Source organism: Micromonospora sp. LOL_025, assembly GCF_048060285.1.
Taxonomy (GTDB): Bacteria; Actinomycetota; Actinomycetes; order Mycobacteriales; family Micromonosporaceae; genus Micromonospora.
In genome coordinates, this window is sequence record NZ_JBHMIR010000007.1 from 124,918 (window position 1) to 142,787 (window position 17,870).

15 protein-coding genes are annotated in these 17,870 nt (G+C 73.7%); 8 read left to right on the forward strand and 7 right to left on the reverse strand.

All coding sequences use genetic code 11. The features are described from left to right. Positions 1-8 precede the first annotated feature (8 nt). Positions 9-626: a hypothetical protein gene (locus ACFHW0_RS12295; RefSeq protein WP_416607522.1), complete on the reverse strand. Its 618-nt coding sequence runs from the start codon at positions 624-626 to the stop codon at positions 9-11. Positions 627-848: 222 nt separating this feature from the next. Between ACFHW0_RS12295 and trmB the strand changes: the two genes are divergently transcribed. The 3 genes from trmB to ACFHW0_RS12310 all read left to right on the forward strand — a co-directional run bounded on the left by trmB (position 849) and on the right by ACFHW0_RS12310 (position 5,838). Continuing rightward, entirely contained in the window at positions 849-1,478 is a 630-nt protein-coding gene (trmB, locus tag ACFHW0_RS12300) for a tRNA (guanosine(46)-N7)-methyltransferase TrmB (RefSeq protein WP_416607523.1), read from the forward strand. A 109-nt stretch (positions 1,479-1,587) separates the two neighbouring features. After that, entirely contained in the window at positions 1,588-4,092 is a 2,505-nt protein-coding gene (locus tag ACFHW0_RS12305; protein WP_416607409.1) for a DEAD/DEAH box helicase, read from the forward strand. Positions 4,093-4,449: 357 nt separating this feature from the next. Beyond that, complete coding sequence (locus ACFHW0_RS12310) at positions 4,450-5,838, forward strand: MFS transporter (RefSeq protein WP_416607410.1); 1,389 nt, start codon at positions 4,450-4,452, stop codon at positions 5,836-5,838. Here the strand turns inward: ACFHW0_RS12310 and helR are convergent. Continuing rightward, positions 5,825-7,972 (reverse strand): RNA polymerase recycling motor ATPase HelR, encoded by a 2,148-nt coding sequence (gene helR, locus ACFHW0_RS12315; protein WP_416607524.1) that lies wholly within the window; start codon positions 7,970-7,972, stop codon positions 5,825-5,827. The genes ACFHW0_RS12310 and helR overlap by 14 nt on opposite strands. 803 nt (positions 7,973-8,775) lie before the next feature. Between helR and ACFHW0_RS12320 the strand changes: the two genes are divergently transcribed. From ACFHW0_RS12320 to ACFHW0_RS12330, 3 genes are all read left to right on the forward strand, one after another. Continuing rightward, a complete protein-coding gene (locus tag ACFHW0_RS12320; protein WP_416607411.1) occupies positions 8,776-9,420 on the forward strand; it encodes a hypothetical protein in 645 nt (214 codons plus the stop codon). 124 nt (positions 9,421-9,544) lie between these two features. Next, positions 9,545-11,329: a hypothetical protein gene (locus ACFHW0_RS12325; protein ID WP_416607412.1), complete on the forward strand. Its 1,785-nt coding sequence runs from the start codon at positions 9,545-9,547 to the stop codon at positions 11,327-11,329. A gap of 60 nt (positions 11,330-11,389) precedes the next feature. Further along, on the forward strand, positions 11,390-12,481 hold the full coding sequence (locus ACFHW0_RS12330) for a glycosyltransferase family 2 protein (protein ID WP_416607413.1): 1,092 nt from the start codon (positions 11,390-11,392) through the stop codon (positions 12,479-12,481). Positions 12,482-12,502: 21 nt separating this feature from the next. On the opposite strand, the gene ACFHW0_RS12335 is transcribed toward ACFHW0_RS12330, so the two are convergent. From ACFHW0_RS12335 to ACFHW0_RS12350, 4 genes are read right to left on the reverse strand one after another with little or no spacing between them, the layout of a single operon-like run. Next, on the reverse strand, positions 12,503-13,444 hold the full coding sequence (locus ACFHW0_RS12335; RefSeq protein ID WP_416607414.1) for an ABC transporter substrate-binding protein: 942 nt from the start codon (positions 13,442-13,444) through the stop codon (positions 12,503-12,505). After that, the gene (locus ACFHW0_RS12340; protein WP_416607415.1) at positions 13,444-14,292 is read right to left on the reverse strand and encodes an ABC transporter ATP-binding protein; all 849 of its coding nucleotides are present in this window, start codon (positions 14,290-14,292) and stop codon (positions 13,444-13,446) included. Before ACFHW0_RS12340 ends, ACFHW0_RS12335 begins: the two co-directional genes overlap by 1 nt. Positions 14,293-14,317: 25 nt before the next feature. Beyond that, positions 14,318-15,409: a FecCD family ABC transporter permease gene (locus ACFHW0_RS12345; protein ID WP_416607416.1), complete on the reverse strand. Its 1,092-nt coding sequence runs from the start codon at positions 15,407-15,409 to the stop codon at positions 14,318-14,320. Continuing rightward, on the reverse strand, positions 15,406-16,452 hold the full coding sequence (locus ACFHW0_RS12350) for a FecCD family ABC transporter permease (protein ID WP_416607417.1): 1,047 nt from the start codon (positions 16,450-16,452) through the stop codon (positions 15,406-15,408). The genes ACFHW0_RS12345 and ACFHW0_RS12350 overlap by 4 nt, the downstream gene beginning before the upstream one ends. A 239-nt stretch (positions 16,453-16,691) precedes the next feature. Here ACFHW0_RS12350 and ACFHW0_RS12355 point away from each other — a divergent pair, with 239 nt between their 5' ends. Together ACFHW0_RS12355 and ACFHW0_RS12360 are read left to right on the forward strand one after the other, a co-directional pair. Then, complete coding sequence (locus ACFHW0_RS12355) at positions 16,692-16,862, forward strand: hypothetical protein (protein WP_416607418.1); 171 nt, start codon at positions 16,692-16,694, stop codon at positions 16,860-16,862. A gap of 113 nt (positions 16,863-16,975) precedes the next feature. Beyond that, the gene (locus ACFHW0_RS12360; protein ID WP_416607419.1) at positions 16,976-17,299 is read left to right on the forward strand and encodes a hypothetical protein; all 324 of its coding nucleotides are present in this window, start codon (positions 16,976-16,978) and stop codon (positions 17,297-17,299) included. Between the two features lie 94 nt (positions 17,300-17,393). Here ACFHW0_RS12360 and ACFHW0_RS12365 read toward each other — a convergent pair whose 3' ends face one another. After that, on the reverse strand, positions 17,394-17,834 hold the full coding sequence (locus ACFHW0_RS12365; RefSeq protein ID WP_416607420.1) for a cytidine deaminase: 441 nt from the start codon (positions 17,832-17,834) through the stop codon (positions 17,394-17,396). Positions 17,835-17,870: the final 36 nt, after the last annotated feature.

Here is a 17,870-nt window from a genome sequence, read left to right on the forward strand (position 1 = left end):
GACCGGGCTCAGCGTCGGGCGGCGCCACGGACGGTACGCGGGCGGCGCGCCGCCCGGACCGCGAGCACGATGCCGGTCACGATCAACGCGAGGCCACCCGGCAGCAGCAGCCCGCCCGGGACGCCACCGGCGCCCCCGCCGAACCCGGTCGCCGGACCGCGACTCGGCTTCACGGCCTTGACGACCTGGAGCATGGTCGAGGCGGTCTCACCGTCGCGGCACTCCAGCTTGATCCGGTAGTTGCCGGGCCGGGTGCGCTCCCGCACCATCGGCGCGGCGGTCAGCGTGCCGTTCTGCGGCTGCACCTGCACCCGGCCGAAGGCGTCCGAGACCACGGTGGCGGGGACGGAGTTATCCCGGCAGTTGGCCCGGATCCCCACCAAGAAGCCGGGCTCGACAGTGCTCGGGCTGACCTCGACGAAGACGTGCGGCCCCGGCGGCCCTGGCTGTGGCGCGCCGGCCCGGACCAGCGAGGCGACGCCGGACTCCAGGACGACGCCGGACGACAGGGCGGCCGTGGGCGGCAGAGCGGCGAGGGGCGGCACGGCGGCGAGGGCCGGCGGGGCCGCGAGCAGGGGACCGGCGAGCACGGTCGCGATCGCCAGCGCCACACCGCCGCGGTGCACCGACACGACGCCCCCTCCCGGCGCGTTGGGGCAGTGCCGGGCAACACCAGGCACCCGGTCTGCCGTACGGGATGGATCCTCTCATCCCCGGGCGAACATCACATCCGATTCGGCGCGGTCGTCGCGTACCCTCGGGTCGTTGTGACCTTCACCGACTCCCCCGCCGCCGTCCCCGCGCCCGCCGCCCGGACGATTCGGACCTTCCATCCGCGCCGTGGCCGGATGAGCAGCCGCCAGACGGACGCCCTCGACCGGCTCTGGCCGGTCTACGGCCTGCACGTGCCGGAGCGGCCCGGCACGGCGGTGGATCTCGCCGGCCTGTTCGGCCGTCGGGCCCCGCTGGTGCTGGAGATCGGTTCCGGGATGGGCGACACCACGGCCGAGATGGCCGCCGCCGACCCCGGTCGAGACTATCTGGCGGTCGAGGTGCACACGCCCGGAATCGCCAACCTGCTGGACCTGGTGGACCGGCATGGCCTGCGCAACGTACGGGTGGCGCAGGGCGACGCCCTGGACCTGGTCGCGGGCCTGCCGGCAGGGACGCTGGACGCCGTGCACGTCTTCTTCCCCGACCCCTGGCCCAAGTCCCGGCACCACAAGCGGCGGATCATCCAGCCGGCCCACGTCGCGCTGCTGCGCTCCCGGCTGGCGCCCGGCGGCACCCTGCACTGCGCGACCGACTGGGCCGAGTACGCCGAGGCGATGCGCCAGACCCTGGACGCCGACCCGGGGCTGGTCGACGCGCACGACGGCTTCGCCCCCCGCCCCGCCCACCGCCCGGTCACCAAGTTCGAGCGCCGGGCCCTGCGGGCGGGCCGCCCGATCTTCGACCTGATCCACCGCCGGTCGTGAGAGGAAGGGCCCGGTCGACGGATCCCGTTGCCCGCAGGGCCCTTCCCACACCTCGCCCGGCCGGGCCGGTTGGCGCTCGGGGGTCTGATCCAGGCACCATGGACGCGCTATGACGCTCACCGCCGCGCTGCCGACAAGCGCCGACCCCGACACCCTCTTCGACGCGTTCGCCGGCTGGGCGAAGGAGCGCGGCCTCGACCTCTACCCCCACCAGGAGGAGGCGGTCATCGAGATCGTCTCCGGCGCCAACGTGATCATGAACACGCCGACCGGGTCCGGCAAGAGCCTGGTCGCGATCGCGGCGCACTTCGCGGCCCTGGCCGACGACCGGACGACCTTCTACACCGCCCCGATCAAGGCGCTGGTGTCGGAGAAGTTCTTCGCCCTCTGCGAGGTCTTCGGCGCCGACAACGTCGGCATGCTGACCGGCGACGCCAGCGTCAACGCCGACGCGCCGATCATCTGCTGCACCGCCGAGATCCTCGCCAACCTCGCGCTGCGCGAGGGCGAACGCGCCGACGTCGGCCAGGTGGTCATGGACGAGTTCCACTTCTACGCCGAGCCGGACCGGGGCTGGGCGTGGCAGGTGCCGCTGATCGAGCTGCCGCAGGCCCAGTTCGTCCTGATGTCCGCCACGCTGGGCGACACCACCCGCTTCGTCGACGACCTGGCCCGGCGCACCGGCCGGTCCACCGCCGTCGTCCGCTCCGCCGAGCGGCCGGTCCCGCTGATCTTCTCGTACGCGATGACGCCGCTGCACGAGACCCTCGAGGAGCTGCTGGAGACGAAGCAGGCACCCGTCTACGTCGTGCACTTCACCCAGGCCGCCGCCCTGGAACGCGCCCAGGCCCTGATGAGCGTCAACGTCTGCACCCGCGCCGAGAAGGACATGATCGCCACCGCGATCGGCAACTTCCGGTTCACCTCCGGGTTCGGCAAGACCCTGTCCCGGCTGGTCCGGCACGGCATCGGCGTGCACCACGCCGGGATGCTGCCCAAGTACCGCCGGCTGGTCGAGACCCTGGCCCAGGCCGGCCTGCTCAAGGTCATCTGTGGCACCGACACCCTCGGCGTCGGGATCAACGTGCCGATCCGCACCGTGCTGTTCACCGGCCTGTCCAAGTACGACGGGGTGCGTACCCGGCTGCTCAAGGCCCGCGAGTTCCACCAGATCGCCGGTCGCGCCGGGCGGGCCGGGTTCGACACCGTCGGCCGGGTGGTCGTGCAGGCGCCCGAGCACGTCATCGAGAACGAGAAGGCGCTCGCCAAGGCCGGCGACGACCCGAAGAAGCGGCGCAAGGTGGTGCGCAAGAAGCCGCCGGAGGGGTCGATCGGCTGGGGCCAGCCCACCTTCGACCGCCTGGTCGAGGCCGAGCCGGAGCCGCTCACCTCCAGCTTCCACGTCAGCCACTCGATGCTGCTCAACGTCATCGGCCGCCCCGGCGACGCGTTCGCCGCGATGCGGCACCTGCTCACCGACAACCACGAGGACCGCGCCGCCCAGCGCCGGCACATCCGGCGCGCCATCGCCATCTACCGGGCGCTGCGCGCGGGCGGGGTCGTCGAGCAGCTCGACGAGCCCGACGAGGCCGGGCGGCGGGTCCGCCTCACCGTCGACCTCCAGCTCGACTTCGCCCTCAACCAGCCCCTCTCCCCGCTGGCGCTGGCCACGATCGAGCTGCTCGACGTCGAGTCCCCCTCGTACGCCCTCGACGTGCTCTCGGTGGTCGAGTCGATCCTGGACGACCCGCGCCAGGTGCTCTCCGCGCAGCAGTTCAAGGCCCGCGGCGAGGCGGTCGCCGCGATGAAGGCAGAGGGCATCGAGTACGAGGCCCGCCTCGAACTCCTCGACGGCGTGACCCACCCGAAGCCGCTGGCGGAGCTGCTGGACTCGGCGTACGAGATGTACCGGCAGGGGCACCCGTGGGTGGCCGACCACCAGCTCTCCCCCAAGTCCGTCGTCCGGGACATGTACGAGCGGGCGATGACCTTCACCGAGTACGTGCAGTTCTACGGGCTGACCCGCTCCGAGGGACTCGTGCTGCGCTACCTCGCGGACGCGTACAAGACGCTGCGGCAGACGGTGCCCGAGGACGCCAAGACCGAGGAGCTGGTCGACCTCATCGAGTGGCTCGGCGAGTTGGTCCGGCAGGTGGACTCCAGCCTCATCGACGAGTGGGAGCGGCTGCGCAACCCCACCGACGCCGCCGAGGCCGCGGAGGCGCTGGACGACCGCGTCCCCGCGGTCACCCGCAACGCCCGGGCCTTCCGGGTGCTGGTGCGCAACGCCCTGTTCCGCCGGGTCGAGCTGGCCGCCCTGCGCCGCTGGTACGACCTCGGCGAGCTGGACGGCGCGTCGGGCTGGGACGCGGACGCCTGGGCCGACGCGCTGGAGCCGTACTTCGAGGCGTACGGGGAGATCGGGGTGGGCCCGGACGCGCGCGGGCCGGCGCTGCTGATGATCGAGCAGGGTCGGGAGCGGTGGACGGTCCGGCAGATCCTCGACGACCCCGACGAGGACCACGACTGGGGCATCAGCGCCGAGGTCGACCTCGCGGCCTCCGACGAGGCGGGCGCGGCGGTCGTCCGGATCACCTCGGTCGGCCAGCTCTAGCCACCGCCGCGACCGTGGGGGCCGGCTCCGGTCGGCCCCGCCGCGCTGCTCCGGGTGCCCGCACCCAGGTATCGCGTTGCCGGGGTGAGCCGCCCTGGACTAGGTTCACCCCGTGCCCGCCTCGGACAGGGTGCGCCGCCCGTAGCGGCGGCGCGAAACCCCAGACCCTCGAACGCTCTGCGTTTCCGCTCCGCCGCATCAGCGACCCTTCGCCGGTGTGGCCGTCCGGGCTGCCCGGTTCCGTCTGCGATGTCCGGAGCCCTTCGTGCACAGTTCTGCATTCACCTGTCCCGTCCCCTGTGACGCCCCCTGCTCCCGTCTCCTCGCGACCGTCGCCGTCCCCGGTGGGTGGTCGCGGTGAACGCGCGCGCCCGCACCCTGACGGCGGTGCTGTTGTCGTCGCTGTCGTTCCCGCTGACCATCACCGGGGCGTCCGTCGCGCTGCCCGGCATCCAGCACGACCTCGACACGCCGCTCACGACGGCGCAGTGGGTCGTCAACGGCTACAACCTCTGCTTCGCGGCGTTCCTGGCCTTCGGCGGCTCGCTCGCGGACCTGCTCGGCAAGCGCCGCCTCTTCGCCGCCGGGGTCGCGGTCTTCTTCGCCGGCAGCGTGCTGTGCGTGCTGGCCGGGGACGCCACGGTCCTGAACCTCGCACGCGTCCTCGCCGGCACGGGTGCGGCAGCGGCGACGGCGACCGGTCAGTCGATCCTCGCGGCGTCCTTCGCCGGAACGGCCCGGACCCGGGTGTTCGGCGCGCTCGGCGCGGCCCTCGGCGTCGGCCTCGCGTTCGGACCCACGATCTCCGGCCTGCTCGTGGACGCGCTCGGGTGGCGCGCCGTCTTCGCGGTCCCCGCCGCGCTGGCGGGAGTCGTGCTGCTGCTGTGCCCCTTCCTGCCCGTCCTGCCCGGTGCCGGGAGGCGGATCGACTGGGGCGGCGGCGCGCTGTTCACCGCCGCGCTCGCGCTCCTCATCTGGGCCTTCGTCGAGGCACCCGCCCTGGGCGCCGCGCATCCGTCGGTGATCGCCGCGCTGCTCGCCCTCGTGGTCTGCGGGACCGGGTTCGTACGGGTCGAGAAGCGCGTCACCGACCCGATGTTCGACCTCGGCCTCCTGCGCAACCGGCGCTTCGTCGGGTACTCCCTGGTCGCCGCGACCATGATGGGACTGCTCGTACCCCTGCTGGTCTACCTGCCCTCCTACCTCATCGACGTCGCCGGCCTCGACGCCGGTCGAGCCGGGCTGTGGATGCTCATGCTCACCCTGCCCTCGGTCGCCCTGCCCCCGGTCGGAGCGGCGGTCGCGCGTCGCTCGCCCCGCCTGCTGTCGGTCGGGGCGATCACCCTCGGCGCGGCCGGCATGTTCGCCCTCACCACCGTCGGACCCGGCAGCACACCCCGTTCCCTCCTGCTGCCGCTGCTGCTGATCGGGACCGGTGTCGGCGCCACCACGGGCGTGATCGACGGGCTCGCCATCTCCAGCGCACCCGTCCGCCAGGCCGGCGCCGTGGCCGGGCTGTTCAACACGGGCCGGCTCGTCACCGAGACCATCGCGCTCGCGCTCGTCGGCTCCACCCTCGCCGTCGTCAGCGGCGGACACCTCGCCGGCGACGGCTTCACCAGCGCGCTGCACGTCGTCGCGGTGGCGCTCGGCTGCTTCGGCGGCGTCTGCGCCGTCGCCGCCGGTCTGCTCCTGCGGCGACCCGATGCCGGGCGGCCGCAGGCGTGCCGCGTCAGGAGGTGGTGAGGACGACGAGCTGCTGGGTCGCCCGGGTCATCGCGACGTAGCGGTCGACCGCGCCTTCGACGCCGTCGCCGAACGCCTCCGGGTCGACGAGGACGACCAGGTCGAACTCGAGCCCCTTCGACAGCTCCGGGGTCAGCGACCGGACGCGGGGCGTCGCCCGGAACGTGGGGTCGCCGATGACGCAGGCGACCCCCTCGGCGTGGGCGGCGAGCCAGGTGTCGAGGATCGCGTCCCGGTCAGCGGCGGATCCGCGTACGACGGGAACGCCGCCGCTGCGGATGGAGGTCGGCACGTTGGCGTCCGGGAGAACGGCCCGGATGACCGGCTCGGCCTCCGTCATGACCTCCTGCGGCGTCCGGTAGTTGATGCTCAGGGAGGCCAGGGTGATCCGGTCGAGCCCGATCCGCTCCAGCCGTTCCTGCCACGACTCGGGGAAACCGTGCCGGGCCTGGGCGCGGTCGCCGACGATGGTGAAGCTGCGGGACGGGCAGCGGAGCAGCAGCATCTGCCACTCGGCGTCGGTCAGCTCCTGCGCCTCGTCCACGACGATGTGCGCGAACGGGCCGGCGAGCAGGTCCGGCTCGACGTGGGACAGGGCGGTCTCGTCGACCAGGGCGTCCTGGAGGTCCAGTTGGCGCAGGCTCGACAGCACACCCTCGCCGTCGTCGTAGGCATCGGCCGCGATGAGGTCGTCCACGACCGTCGCCATGCGGGCGCGTTCGACGGCGACGACGGCCTCGTGCCGGCGTCTGCGCCCGGACGCCTCCGGGTCGCCGAGCCGCTGCCGTGCCGCGTCCAGGAGCGGCAGGTCGGACACCGTCCAGGCCTGGGCGTCGCGGCGCTGCAACCTGCGGACCTCGTCGCCGCTGAGCCAGGGGGCGCACGTGCGCAGGTAGGCGGGCACCGACCACAGGTCGCCGACGAGGTCGGTCGCCTCGATCAGCGGCCAGGCGCGGTTGAAGGTCGTACGCAGCTCCCTGTTGCGCAGCAGCGACCTGCGGACCAGGTCGTCCGGCTCGTCGCCGTCGTACCTGTCCGTCAGGATCGTGAGCAGCTCCTCCCAGACCTCGTCACGCGCCTCGTTGTGCGGGGTACCGGCCCCCGGTGCCTCGAACGCCGCGGCCCAGTCGTCGGCGCTGAGCCAGATGTCGGACTCGTCGGTCGCTACCGTCATCCCCTTCGTCGGCGGCTCCTCGTAGAACCTGACCGCCGCCTCGATCGCCCGCACCAGTTCCGCGGACGACTTCAGGCGGGCCACCTCCGGGTCGGTCTCGACGGTCGCCGCGGCACCCTCCGGTACGAGGTCCCGCAGGGTGCACGTCTGCACGTCCTCCTCGCCGAGGCTGGGAAGGACGTCGGCGACGTAGGCCAGGTAGGGCTGGTGCGGCCCGACGAACAGCACGCCGCCCCGGCGGTGACCGAGGCGGGGGTCGGCGTAGAGCAGGTACGCGGTGCGGTGCAGAGCGACGACCGTCTTCCCCGTACCGGGACCGCCGTCGACGACGAGCGCGCCGCGCGAGCCCGCGCGGATGATGGCGTCCTGGTCGGCCTGGATCGTGCTGAGCACGTCGCGCATCCGGCTCGACCGGCTGCCACCCAGGCTGGCGATGAAGGCGGACTGGTCGTCGAGCGCGGCGGCGTGCCCCTCGAACCCGTCCGGGGTGAACACCTCGTCCCAGTAGTCGGTGATCCGGCCACGGGTCCAGCGGTACCTGCGACGGCTCGCCAGACCCATCGGGTTGGCATGGGTCGCGCCGAAGAACGGCTCGGCCGCGGGGGAACGCCAGTCGAGCAGCAGCCGACGCCCCGCGCCGTCCGTCAGGCCACGCCGTCCGACGTACACGGGCTCGGGGTCGTCCGCACCGACCATGTGTCCGAGGCACAGGTCCATCCCGAAGCGACGCAGTGTGCGCAGTCGGGCGGTCAGCCGACGGATCTCCGTGTCCCGGTCGACCGCCTGCCGGCCCTTGCCGCCGGGCGCCCTGCGCTCGGCGTCGAGGCGGTCGGACAACTCGGTGGTCAACTGACCGAGGCTCTCCGCGATGGCCGCGAAGTGCCGCTCGTCGCCGGCGATCAGCGTCGGGTCCGCCTTGGCGGAGAGATGGTCGGGAAGGTCGAACGCACTGGTGGTCAGAGGGCTCACGCGGTCAGCTCCGATCTCGTTCTGATTATGGCTCGGCGACACCGGTCAGCCGCGCCGGGAACTGCTCGTCCGAGACGCGTACGGCCGCTTTCGCGCGCCGGATGCCCGCGGTCGTGCCGCGAGTTCCACCAGCGGTTCGACGTCCCCCGTTCGACGACGACACACGCGTTCAGTGAGTTGTCGTTTCCGCTGGTCCTGGCCTCGGCAGGTGATTCTGCGGCACGACCCGGGTCTTGCCGCAAGCCCCCCGGTGCGCTATATGTTGAGAAGGGAAAGGAGCGGATGCTCCTTTCCCTTCGTCGTTTCCGGGGCGAATAACATTCGCGGACCGAACGCCGTCGACAGCGCCGCCGCACACCGCACGGTAGGTCCGCTTCTCCTCGAAGCCCGCCGGTGTGTCGACCGGTCCCAGCCGGAGCAGCGGTGCCGTGGCAAGGGTCTCGCAGTCGAGGAAGCTCGACCGCAGTGCCGCCTCATCCGGCAACCGGCCACCGCCGAGCTGTTGTATGCGATCTCGGCGCCGCTTCGATCGCTCGGCACCAGCCGGGTGAGCGACACCGGATCCGTGCGCGTGACCCGGCTGAAGGACGCACAGCTCAGCCAGCGAGGGTCTTCAGCCCTCCAAACCGCGGCGAACAGGCCCACCGTCACGAATTCCTGGTCGCGTAGGAACTCTTCGGAGAAGGATGCCCTCGGGTCGGGGTAGCGACGAAGGCCTCACAAACCCTGGGAGATGTCACACCCGTCGATTAGAATGTATGTACTAATAGAGGTCCTGACCTGGGAGGACGCCCGTGACCACGCCCGCCTCCGCGCCACCCACCCCCTACGCCACCCTGCTCGGCTTCACCCGCTACGTCGACCGCACCGGCCCGACGAAGGCCACCTTCGTCGGGGGCCTGCGCAAGCAGCGGGTCAGCCGCTCCGGCTTCAACCCGCACGGCCAGTTCGTCAAGGCGCTCAAGGCCGACATCGCCTTCCACACCGGCGGCACCCACCTCGACCAGGTGGTCGACGTGGTCAAGCCCCGCTGGCGACCGCTCTACCAGGCCCTCGTCCCCGGCGCGACGGCCTGGCTGCGCTCCCTCGGCGAGCCGAGGGACGTCGACCTGGCCCAGACCCGCGACGCGCTCGCGATGCTGGGCGACCTGCCCGTCAAGGTCAACCCCCAGTTCGGCGTACGGCACGCCGACGGTCGCGTCGAGGCCGTCCGACTGCACTTCGACGAGGCGCCGCCCAGCGAGGAGGCGACGCTCGCCACCCTGCACCTGATGGCCCGGCACATGGACGCGGTGCTCCCGCACGCCGAGCCGGTCCTGGTCGACGTCCGTCGCGGCGAGGCCCACCGCATGCCCACCGACGCCCGCCCGGAGCACATCGAGCGCTGGCTGGCCGGCGAGGCGGCGGCCTTCCGGGCCATCTGGGCCACCGCCGCCTGATCCCTTCCCACCACCCGATCCGCTCGCCCGGTCCGGCCGACACGGCCGGGCCGGGCGCCGACGAAAGCCCACATCCCGGGCGGCGGATCGACACGGCGCCCAGCATCGTGAATCATCTATCTTCATGACCACCGGGTCCACGGACGCCCGTCCGCCCGCCGAGATCGCCGACCACGACCAGGTTTCCGCTCCCAGGGACCCCGGCCGGCGGGAGCGGTGGAGCTGGCTGCGCCACGAATGGACGCTGGCGGTGCTCGGCGGGCTGCTGCTCGCGGTGGTGCTGACCTGGCCGACGATGCGGCATCCGGCGAGCACCATTCCCGGCGACATCGGCGACCCCACGTTGCAGGCGTGGCAGATGGCCTGGGCCGGGCACGCCGTGCTCAACAACCCGGCCGGTCTCTGGCACTCGAACACGTTCTTCCCCGAGACCCACACGTACGCCTACAGCGACACCCTGCTCGGATACGCCCCGTTCGGGATGCTCGGCTCGGGCTTCGAGGCCGCCCTGGTCCGCTACAACGTGATGTACGTGCTGGTGCACGCGCTGGCCTTCGTCGGGGCGTACGCGCTGGTCCGGCAGCTCGGCGCGGGCCGGCTGGGCGGGGCGGTCGCCGGGATCGCGTGGGCGTACGCGCCCTGGCGGCTGGCGCACTCCGGTCACCTGAACATCCTGTCCAGCGGCGGGATCGCGTTGTGCCTGGCGATGCTGGCCCGCGGGCACGGCTGGTCGCTGCGGCACGGCTACCGGCCGGAGCGACGGCGTCCGGGCTGGGCCCTGGCGGGGTGGCTCGTCGCCGCCTGGCAGATCAGCCTGGGCTTCGGCATCGGGCTGCCGCTGGTCTACTTCCTGCTGGCCGCGGTGCTGGTCGGGGCCGGCGGATACGGCTGGTCGTGGTGGCGGCGCGGGCGACGTCCCGCGTTCGGCCGGCGGCTGCTGGTCGCCGACCTGGCCGGCGGGGCCGTCTTCGGCGCGGTGACGCTGCTGCTGGGCCTGGTCTACCTGCGGGTCGTCGACCTCAACCCGCAGGCCGAGCGGTCGCTGGCCTGGACGGAGATGTTCTCGCCGCCGCTGATCGGCTTCGTCACCGCCCCGGCGGACTCGTGGTGGTGGGGCGAGCGGCACGCGGCGGCCCGGGAACAGCTGTCCTGGCCGCCGGAGATGGCGTTGCTGCCCGGGATGGTCCTGCTCGCGTTGGCCGCGGCGGGGCTGTTCGTCTCGGTGTTTCCGGCCCGGCACCGGGTCGCGTTGGGGCTCGGCGTGCTCGGCACGGTGCTGCTGGGCCTGGGTGTCACCCTCGGCGGCGACGGGGACCCGGGCTACCTGACGCTGTCGAAGCACCTGCCGGGCTGGGACGCGTTGCGCACGCCGGGCCGGATGATGCACTGGACCAGCCTGCTGCTGGCGGTGCTGGCGGCGGGCACGGTGACGGTGTTCGCCACGGCGGTGCGGCGGTGGTCGTCCCGGGGCTGGGCCAGGTTCCTCGCACCCGTGCTCCTGCTGGTGCCGCTGGCCCTGGTCGGGTTGGAGGGGGTCAACCGGACGGCGCATCCGGTGGTGCCGACGCCGCCGGCCGCGATGCGTACGGCGGGGGAACCGATGCTGGTGCTGCCCGCCGGTGGCGCGGTCGACCTGATCTTCATGTTGTGGACGACGGACGGGTTCCCCCGGGTGACGAACGGGCTGGCCGGGTTCGAGCCGGTCACCCAGGCGCAGACCCGGGCCGCGACGGCCGCCTTCCCCGATCCGGGCAGCGTGGCGTACCTGCGGGGCATCGGGGTGCGGTCCGTGGTGGCCCTGCCGGGCTGGACCGCCGGGACGCCCTGGGAGGGCATCGCGGACCGACCGTTCGACGGGCTCGGCGTCACCCGGGAGGAGATCGATGGTGTGCTGGTCTACCGCCTCTGACCGGGGTGGCGCGGGGCCGCGCGGCGCGGGCCGGGGATCCTCGGGCACCGGCCGGGCGGGGTGACGGAGGTGCTCCTGTCGCTGGTGGTGCCCTGCTTCAACGAGGAAGCCTCGGTGGAGCGGCTGCACACCGCGGTGACCGCCGCGGTCGCGGAGCTGTCCGACGTCGACATCGAGGTGGTGTACGTCGACGACGGCAGCTCCGACGGCACCCTCGTGGCGCTGCGCCGGCTCGCCGCCGCCGATCCCACCGTGCGCTACACGTCGCTGAGCCGCAACTTCGGCAAGGAGGCGGCGATGCTGGCCGGGCTGGAGCGGGCCACCGGGGACGCGGTGGTCATCATGGACGCCGACCTCCAGCATCCGCCACGGCTGCTGCCCGACATGGTGGCGTTGTACCGGCAGGGTTTCGACCAGGTGATCGCGCGCCGGGACCGGCGTGGTGACCGGTTCGTCCGGATGCTGGCCTCGCGGTCCTTCTACCGGGTGGTCAACTGGTGGATCGACGTGCGGCTGCTGGACGGGGCGGGTGACTTCCGGCTGCTGTCCCGGCTCGCGGTGGACGCGGTGCTGGCGATGCCGGAGTACAACCGCTTCTCGAAGGGGCTGTTCTCCTGGATCGGCTTCCGGACGGTGGTGGTCGCGCACGGCAACGAGACCCGGCAGACGGGCCGGAGCAGGTGGACGTTCGGCAAGCTGTTCAACTACGCCTTCGACGGGCTGCTGTCGTTCAACAACCGGCCGCTGCGGCTGGCGATCTACGGCGGCCTGTTCCTCACCCTGATCGCGGTGGTCTACATGGCCTGGGTGGTCGCGGACGCCGTCGACAAGGGGATCGACGTTCCCGGCTACACCACCATCATCGTCAGCGTGATCGGCCTCGGCGGCATCCAGATGACGATCCTGGGCGTGATCGGCGAGTACATCGGCCGGATCTACTACGAGACCAAACGGCGGCCGCACTACCTCGTCCAGGAGACCGAGGACCTGGTCACGGAGAGCGGGGAGGCGCCCCGGGTGCCGGACCAGCCGGCGGTGCGCCCGGCCGAGCGGGTCCGGCGGGGCGGGCCGGCCCGCGAGGACCTCCCCCGCTACCGCTCGCTGCGGCGCGCCGCCGGCGAGTCCGTGGCGGGTGACGCGCGGCAGCCGTAGCGGCTGCCGCGCGCGGCCGCGTCAGGCGGTGAGGTACTTCTCCAGGTCGTCGAGGATCTTGTCGGCGGCGCCGATACCGATGCCGGTCATCCAGATCTCGTCGGAGACGACGTGCGACTTGCCCGCCTTGACCGCCGACAGCCCCTTCCAGAGCGTCCCGCCGGTGACCTTGGCCTGCTCGGCGGCGGCCTTCTCGCCGTACGCGGTCACGAAGATGACGTCACCGTCGACCTCGCCGATCCGCTCCGGGCTGACCCGGTCCATCCGCCGGTCCTCCTTGCCGGTGAGCTGCTGGCGCTCGGGGCGGCCCAGCCCGGTGTCGCCGATGACGATGCCGGAGAACGAGTCCGGCCCGTACACCCGGATCTCGGTGGGCATGAAGCGGACGATGGAGACCTCGCGCGTGGCGGCGTCGCCGAGCTTGGCGCCGAACTCCCTGGCCCGCGTCTCGTACGTGGCCAGCAGGTCCTTGGCCTGCTGCTCCTTGCCGAGCGCGGCGCCGTCGAAGAGGAAGTTCTCCTTCCAGGTGATGCCGACCTTCTCGGTGAAGACGGTCGGCGCGATGGCGGCCAGCTCGTCGTAGAACTTCTCCTGGCGGAACTTGCTGCCCAGGATCAGGTCCGGCTTGAGGGCGTTGATGGCCTCCAGGTCGGGCTCGGTGAGCACCCCGACCTCCTTGATGCCGGCGAGCTTCTCCTCGCCGAAGTAGGTCGGCCAGCTCCGCGCCTCGCCGGCGGTGGCGGCGCCGACCGGCGTGACGCCGAGGGTCAGCGCGGTGTCGATCTTGTCGGTGTCGAGCACGACGACGCGCTTCGGTTCCGTCGGCACCTTCGTGGTGCCCATGGCGTGGGTGATCTCCCGGGTCTCCCCGGTGGTGGTGCCGGCGACCGGGTCGCTCTCACCGCAGGCGGTGAGACCGACGCCGAGGGCCAGCGCGGTGAGGGCGGCGGCGAGACGACGCATCAGATTCCTTTCGAAGGGTGCGAGCCGGTCAGCGGCGTCGCCGCGTCCCCGGCGGGCAGGCGGGTCAGGGAGGGGCTGGTGAGCGCGGGCACCACCAGGGGCGCCCCGGTCACCGGGCAGGGCACGACCACGCAGTCGAGGCCGAAGACGTCCCGGACCAGGTCGGCGGTGAGGATCTCCCGGGGCGGCCCGGCGGCCACCACGGCGCCGGAGCGCATGGCGATCAGGTGGTCGGCGTACCGGGCGGCCTGGTTGAGGTCGTGCAGTACGGCGACGACCGTACGGCCCCGCTCGACGCGCAGCCGGTGCAGCAGGTCCAGCACCTCCACCTGGTGGGCGAGGTCCAGGAAGGTGGTCGGCTCGTCCAGCAGCAGCGCCTCGGTGTCCTGGGCGAGAATCATGGCGATCCAGACGCGCTGGCGCTGGCCGCCGGAGAGGGTGTCGACCGGCCGGTCCGCCAGCGCCGTCACGTCGGCGAGCGCCATGGCCCGGTCGACGGCGGCGCCGTCGGACTCCGACCACTGCCGCCACCACCGCTGGTACGGCTGCCGGCCCCGCCCGACCAGGTCGGCGACGGTCACCCCCTCCGGCACCAGCGGGCTCTGCGGCAGCACGCCGAGGCGGCGGGCGACCTCGCGGGTCGGCAGGTCCCGGATGGCGGTGCCGTCCAGCAGCACGGCGCCACTGCGGGGGGTGAGCAGGCGGGCCATGGTGCGCAGCAGCGTGGACTTGCCGCAGGCGTTCGGCCCGACGATCACCGTGAACGCGTCGCCGGGCAGCTCCAGGTCGAGCCCGTCCAGCACGGTCCGCTCGTCGTAGCCGACGACCAGGTCGCGGGTGGAGAGCATCACGCCTCCTTGCCAGGGTGGGACATCACGAGGACCGCCGCCGGCCACGGAGCAGCAGGAAGATCAGGTACGGGCCGCCGATGGCGGCGGTCAGCACGCCGGCCGGCAGCTGGGTGGGGGCGAACAGCCGCCGGCCACCCAGGTCGGCCAGCACCAGCAGCAGCGCCCCGAGCAACGCGGCGCAGACCAGCGGCGGGCGCTCGGCGCGGACCAGCCGGCGGGCCAGCTGCGGGGCGACCAGGGCGACGAAGTCCACCGCGCCCACCTGCGCGGTGACCATCGCGGCGGCCAGCACCCCGGTGCCGGCGAGGCCGACCCGGCGGGCCACCGGGCGCAGGCCGATCCCCCGGGCGGTGTCGTCGTCCAGGGCGGTGCTGTTCAGCGCCCAGCCGGCCCAGGCCAGCACCGGCAGGAGCGCGACCAGGGTGAGGGCGATCCACAGGCTCTCGGTCCAGCCCTTGCCGGCGAGCGTGCCGATCAGCCAGATCTGCGCGCGCAGCCCGTCGATCGGGTCGGCGGTGAGCATGACGACCTCGGTCAGGGCCCGCAGTGCGAAGGCGACCGCCACGCCGGCGAGCACGAACCGCTGGGCGGCCAGCCCGTGCCGGGCGCCGAGGACGAACAGCAGCACGGCGGCGACCAGCCCGCCGACCAGCGCCGCCGGCGCCACGAGGACGGCGGCGACGCCGCCGGTCAGGGCCACCGTCGCGGCGAGACCGGCGCCCTGGGTGATGCCGACGACGTCGGGGCTGGCCAGCGGGTTGCGGGCCACGCTCTGGATCAGCGTGCCGGCCACCCCGAAGGCCGCGCCGGCCACCGCTGCCAGCACCAGCCGGGGCAGTCGCAGGTCGAGGACCACCAGGTCGTACGGGGTGCCGGCGCCGGAGAGGGCGCGCAGCACGTCGGCCGGGGCGACGTACGGGGTGCCCAGCGAGAGGCTGAGCACCCCCGCGCCGAGCAGCAGCACGACCAGCGCGGCGGCGACCAGCACCGAGCGGCGGCGGACCTGCACGCTGACCGGACCGATCCGCACCAGCGACCGCCCGGGCAGCGCGGTGACGCCCAGCCGGGGGCGGCCCGCCGACCGCCCGACGGCCGGGGTCGCGGGGGCGGTCACGCCGTCACGACCTTCGCGCGGCGGACCAGGAAGGCCAGCAGCGGGGCGCCGATCAGCGCGGTGACGATGCCCGCGGGCACCTCCCCGGGCGGCGCGACGAGCCGGCCGACGACGTCGGCGCCGAGCAGCAGCGCGGGCCCGAGCAGCGCCGAGACCGCGAGGGTCCAGCGGTGGTCCGCGCCGACCAGGGCGCGGGCCAGGTGCGGCACCGCGAGCCCGACGAACGCGATCGGCCCGGCGGCGGCGACGGCCGCCCCGGTGAGCAGCACCGCGGCGACGCCGCCGCCGAGGCGGACCAGCCCGATCCGGTGCCCTAGGCCCCGGGCCACGTCGTCGCCGAGGGCGAGCGCGTCCAGGCCCCGGGCGACGAGCGCGGCCAGGACCAGCCCGGCGAGCACGAACGGCAGCACCTGGGCGGCCACCGTGAGGTCCCGGCCGGTCAGCCCGCCGACCACCCAGAAGCGGTACTCCTCGAAGGTGCGGGCGTCCATGCTGAGCAGCGCGTACACCACGGAGGCGAGGCTGGCGTCGAGGGCCGCGCCGACCAGCGCGAGGGTGACCGGGCTGGCGCCCTCGCGGGCCTTGGCCGCGACGGCGAAGACCAGCACACCGGCCCCGAGCGCGCCGGCGATGCCGAACCAGACGTACCCGGCGAGGGTGCCCACGCCGAAGACGGAGATGGCCAGCACCACGCCGAACGAGGCGCCGGCGCTGATGCCGAGGATCCGCGGTTCGGCCAGCGGGTTGCGGGTGAGGGCCTGGAAGAGGACCCCGGCGACCGCGAGCGCCAGCCCGACGGCGAGGCCGAGCGCGGTGCGCGGCATCCGCAGTTCCCGCACGATGGTGGCGGCCTCGCCGCCGTCCGGGGCGACCAGTGCGCGCCACACCTCGTCGACGGCCAGCGCCCGGCTGCCGAGCGCGAAGCTCGCCAGCACGGCCAGCAGCAGCACCGACGCGGCGGCGACCGTGACCGCGAGCCGACGGCCGCCACGCGCCCGGGGCCGGGTGCCGGCCGGGGCCGGTCGGGTGGCGAGGGTGGTCACGAGGCTCCTGCACGTTCGCGCTTAGGGTCGCCTTACCGTAGCGGAACGCCCTGGCCCGGCCTAACTCGCCGTCGTCGATCCGGGCGGCGCTGACCAGGGCGGACAGCGCCGGATCCGGTCGGTCGGCGGCCCCGGCCGCCCTAGGGTGTGGGCATGCGATTCGACCAGCACACCGTGGTGCTCCTGGTCCGGCCGTCGGACGCGCCGGAACTGCCGCTGGACGGCTGCGCGGATTCGTCGTGCTCTCCGTCTCCGCGCAGGAGGCCCGCGAGCTCTACCACAACGACCCGGCCGTGCGGGCGGGGCGGCTGAGCGTGCAGGTGATGAGTTGGATGGTGCCAGAGGGCATCGTGCGGTTCGAGAGCGTGCCGCTGCCCCGGTCGATCCTGGAGGCCGCCGCCGGCGACTGACGGGCCGTGCCGTCGGCACCGCCGACGGGTGTCGGGGCGGGGCCGACGGCGTCGGGCCGGGCCGCCGACCGGCGCCGGGGGCGGGGGTGCCCGGGGTCGCTACCGTCGCGGTCATGGCGGGTGGGAGAAGCGATGGCCGGAGGTACCGGGTCGCCGCGCTGCTGACCGGCGCGGTGGCGCTGGGGCTGGTGGCGCTGGGCTGGTGGCTGCGCGACGGGGAGTACCGCGCCGACCGGGGACGGTTCCTCGACCCGGGCTGGTGGATCGGCGTCGCCACCAGCGGCCTGGGCCACCTCGCCTTCGGCCGGACCGGCTTCAAGATCGCCCTGGTGGCGCTCGGACTCATGGCCGCCGGGCTGGTCGGCCTACGTCGACGGCGCGCGGCCGGGGCGGCACCGCCGGAGGAGCGGGGGCCCGGCTCCGACGCTCCGGACTGACCGGCCGGCGGGTCGGCGGCCCGCACGGGCGGGCGGCCGGTCGTTGACGCCCGGGCCGGCGCGGCGTGGAGTCGGCCGGTCGACGACCGGGACGTCAGTCGGCCGGTCGCGGCGTGGGGACCGGGCCGGCCGGCCCGTCGAGCTGCTGGTCGGCCCAGACGTAGGTCTCCGGCAGCAGCTCGGCCACGTGCACCACCCGCAGCGCGTCCATCGGCCCGACGATGACCCGGATGGTGGGGAAGTAGTCGCGCAGCACCTGCCGGCAGCGCCCGCAGGGCGGGATCACCCCGCGCCCCCGGTCGCCCACCGCGACGATCGTCTCCAGCTCGGTGACGCCCTGGGTGGCGGCGGCGCCGACCGCGACCACCTCGGCGCAGGGGCCGCCGGTGAAGTGGTAGACGTTGACCCCGGTGAAGACCCGGCCGTCGGGGGTGCGCGCGGCGGCGGCGACCGTGTGGTTCTCGCTGCGGCAGCGCAGCTTGGCGACCGCCGTGGCGGCCTGCACCAGGGCCCGGTCGGTGTCGCGCATCGTCATCCCATCCCCCGTGGCCAAGGTCGGTCGGCGTCCCAC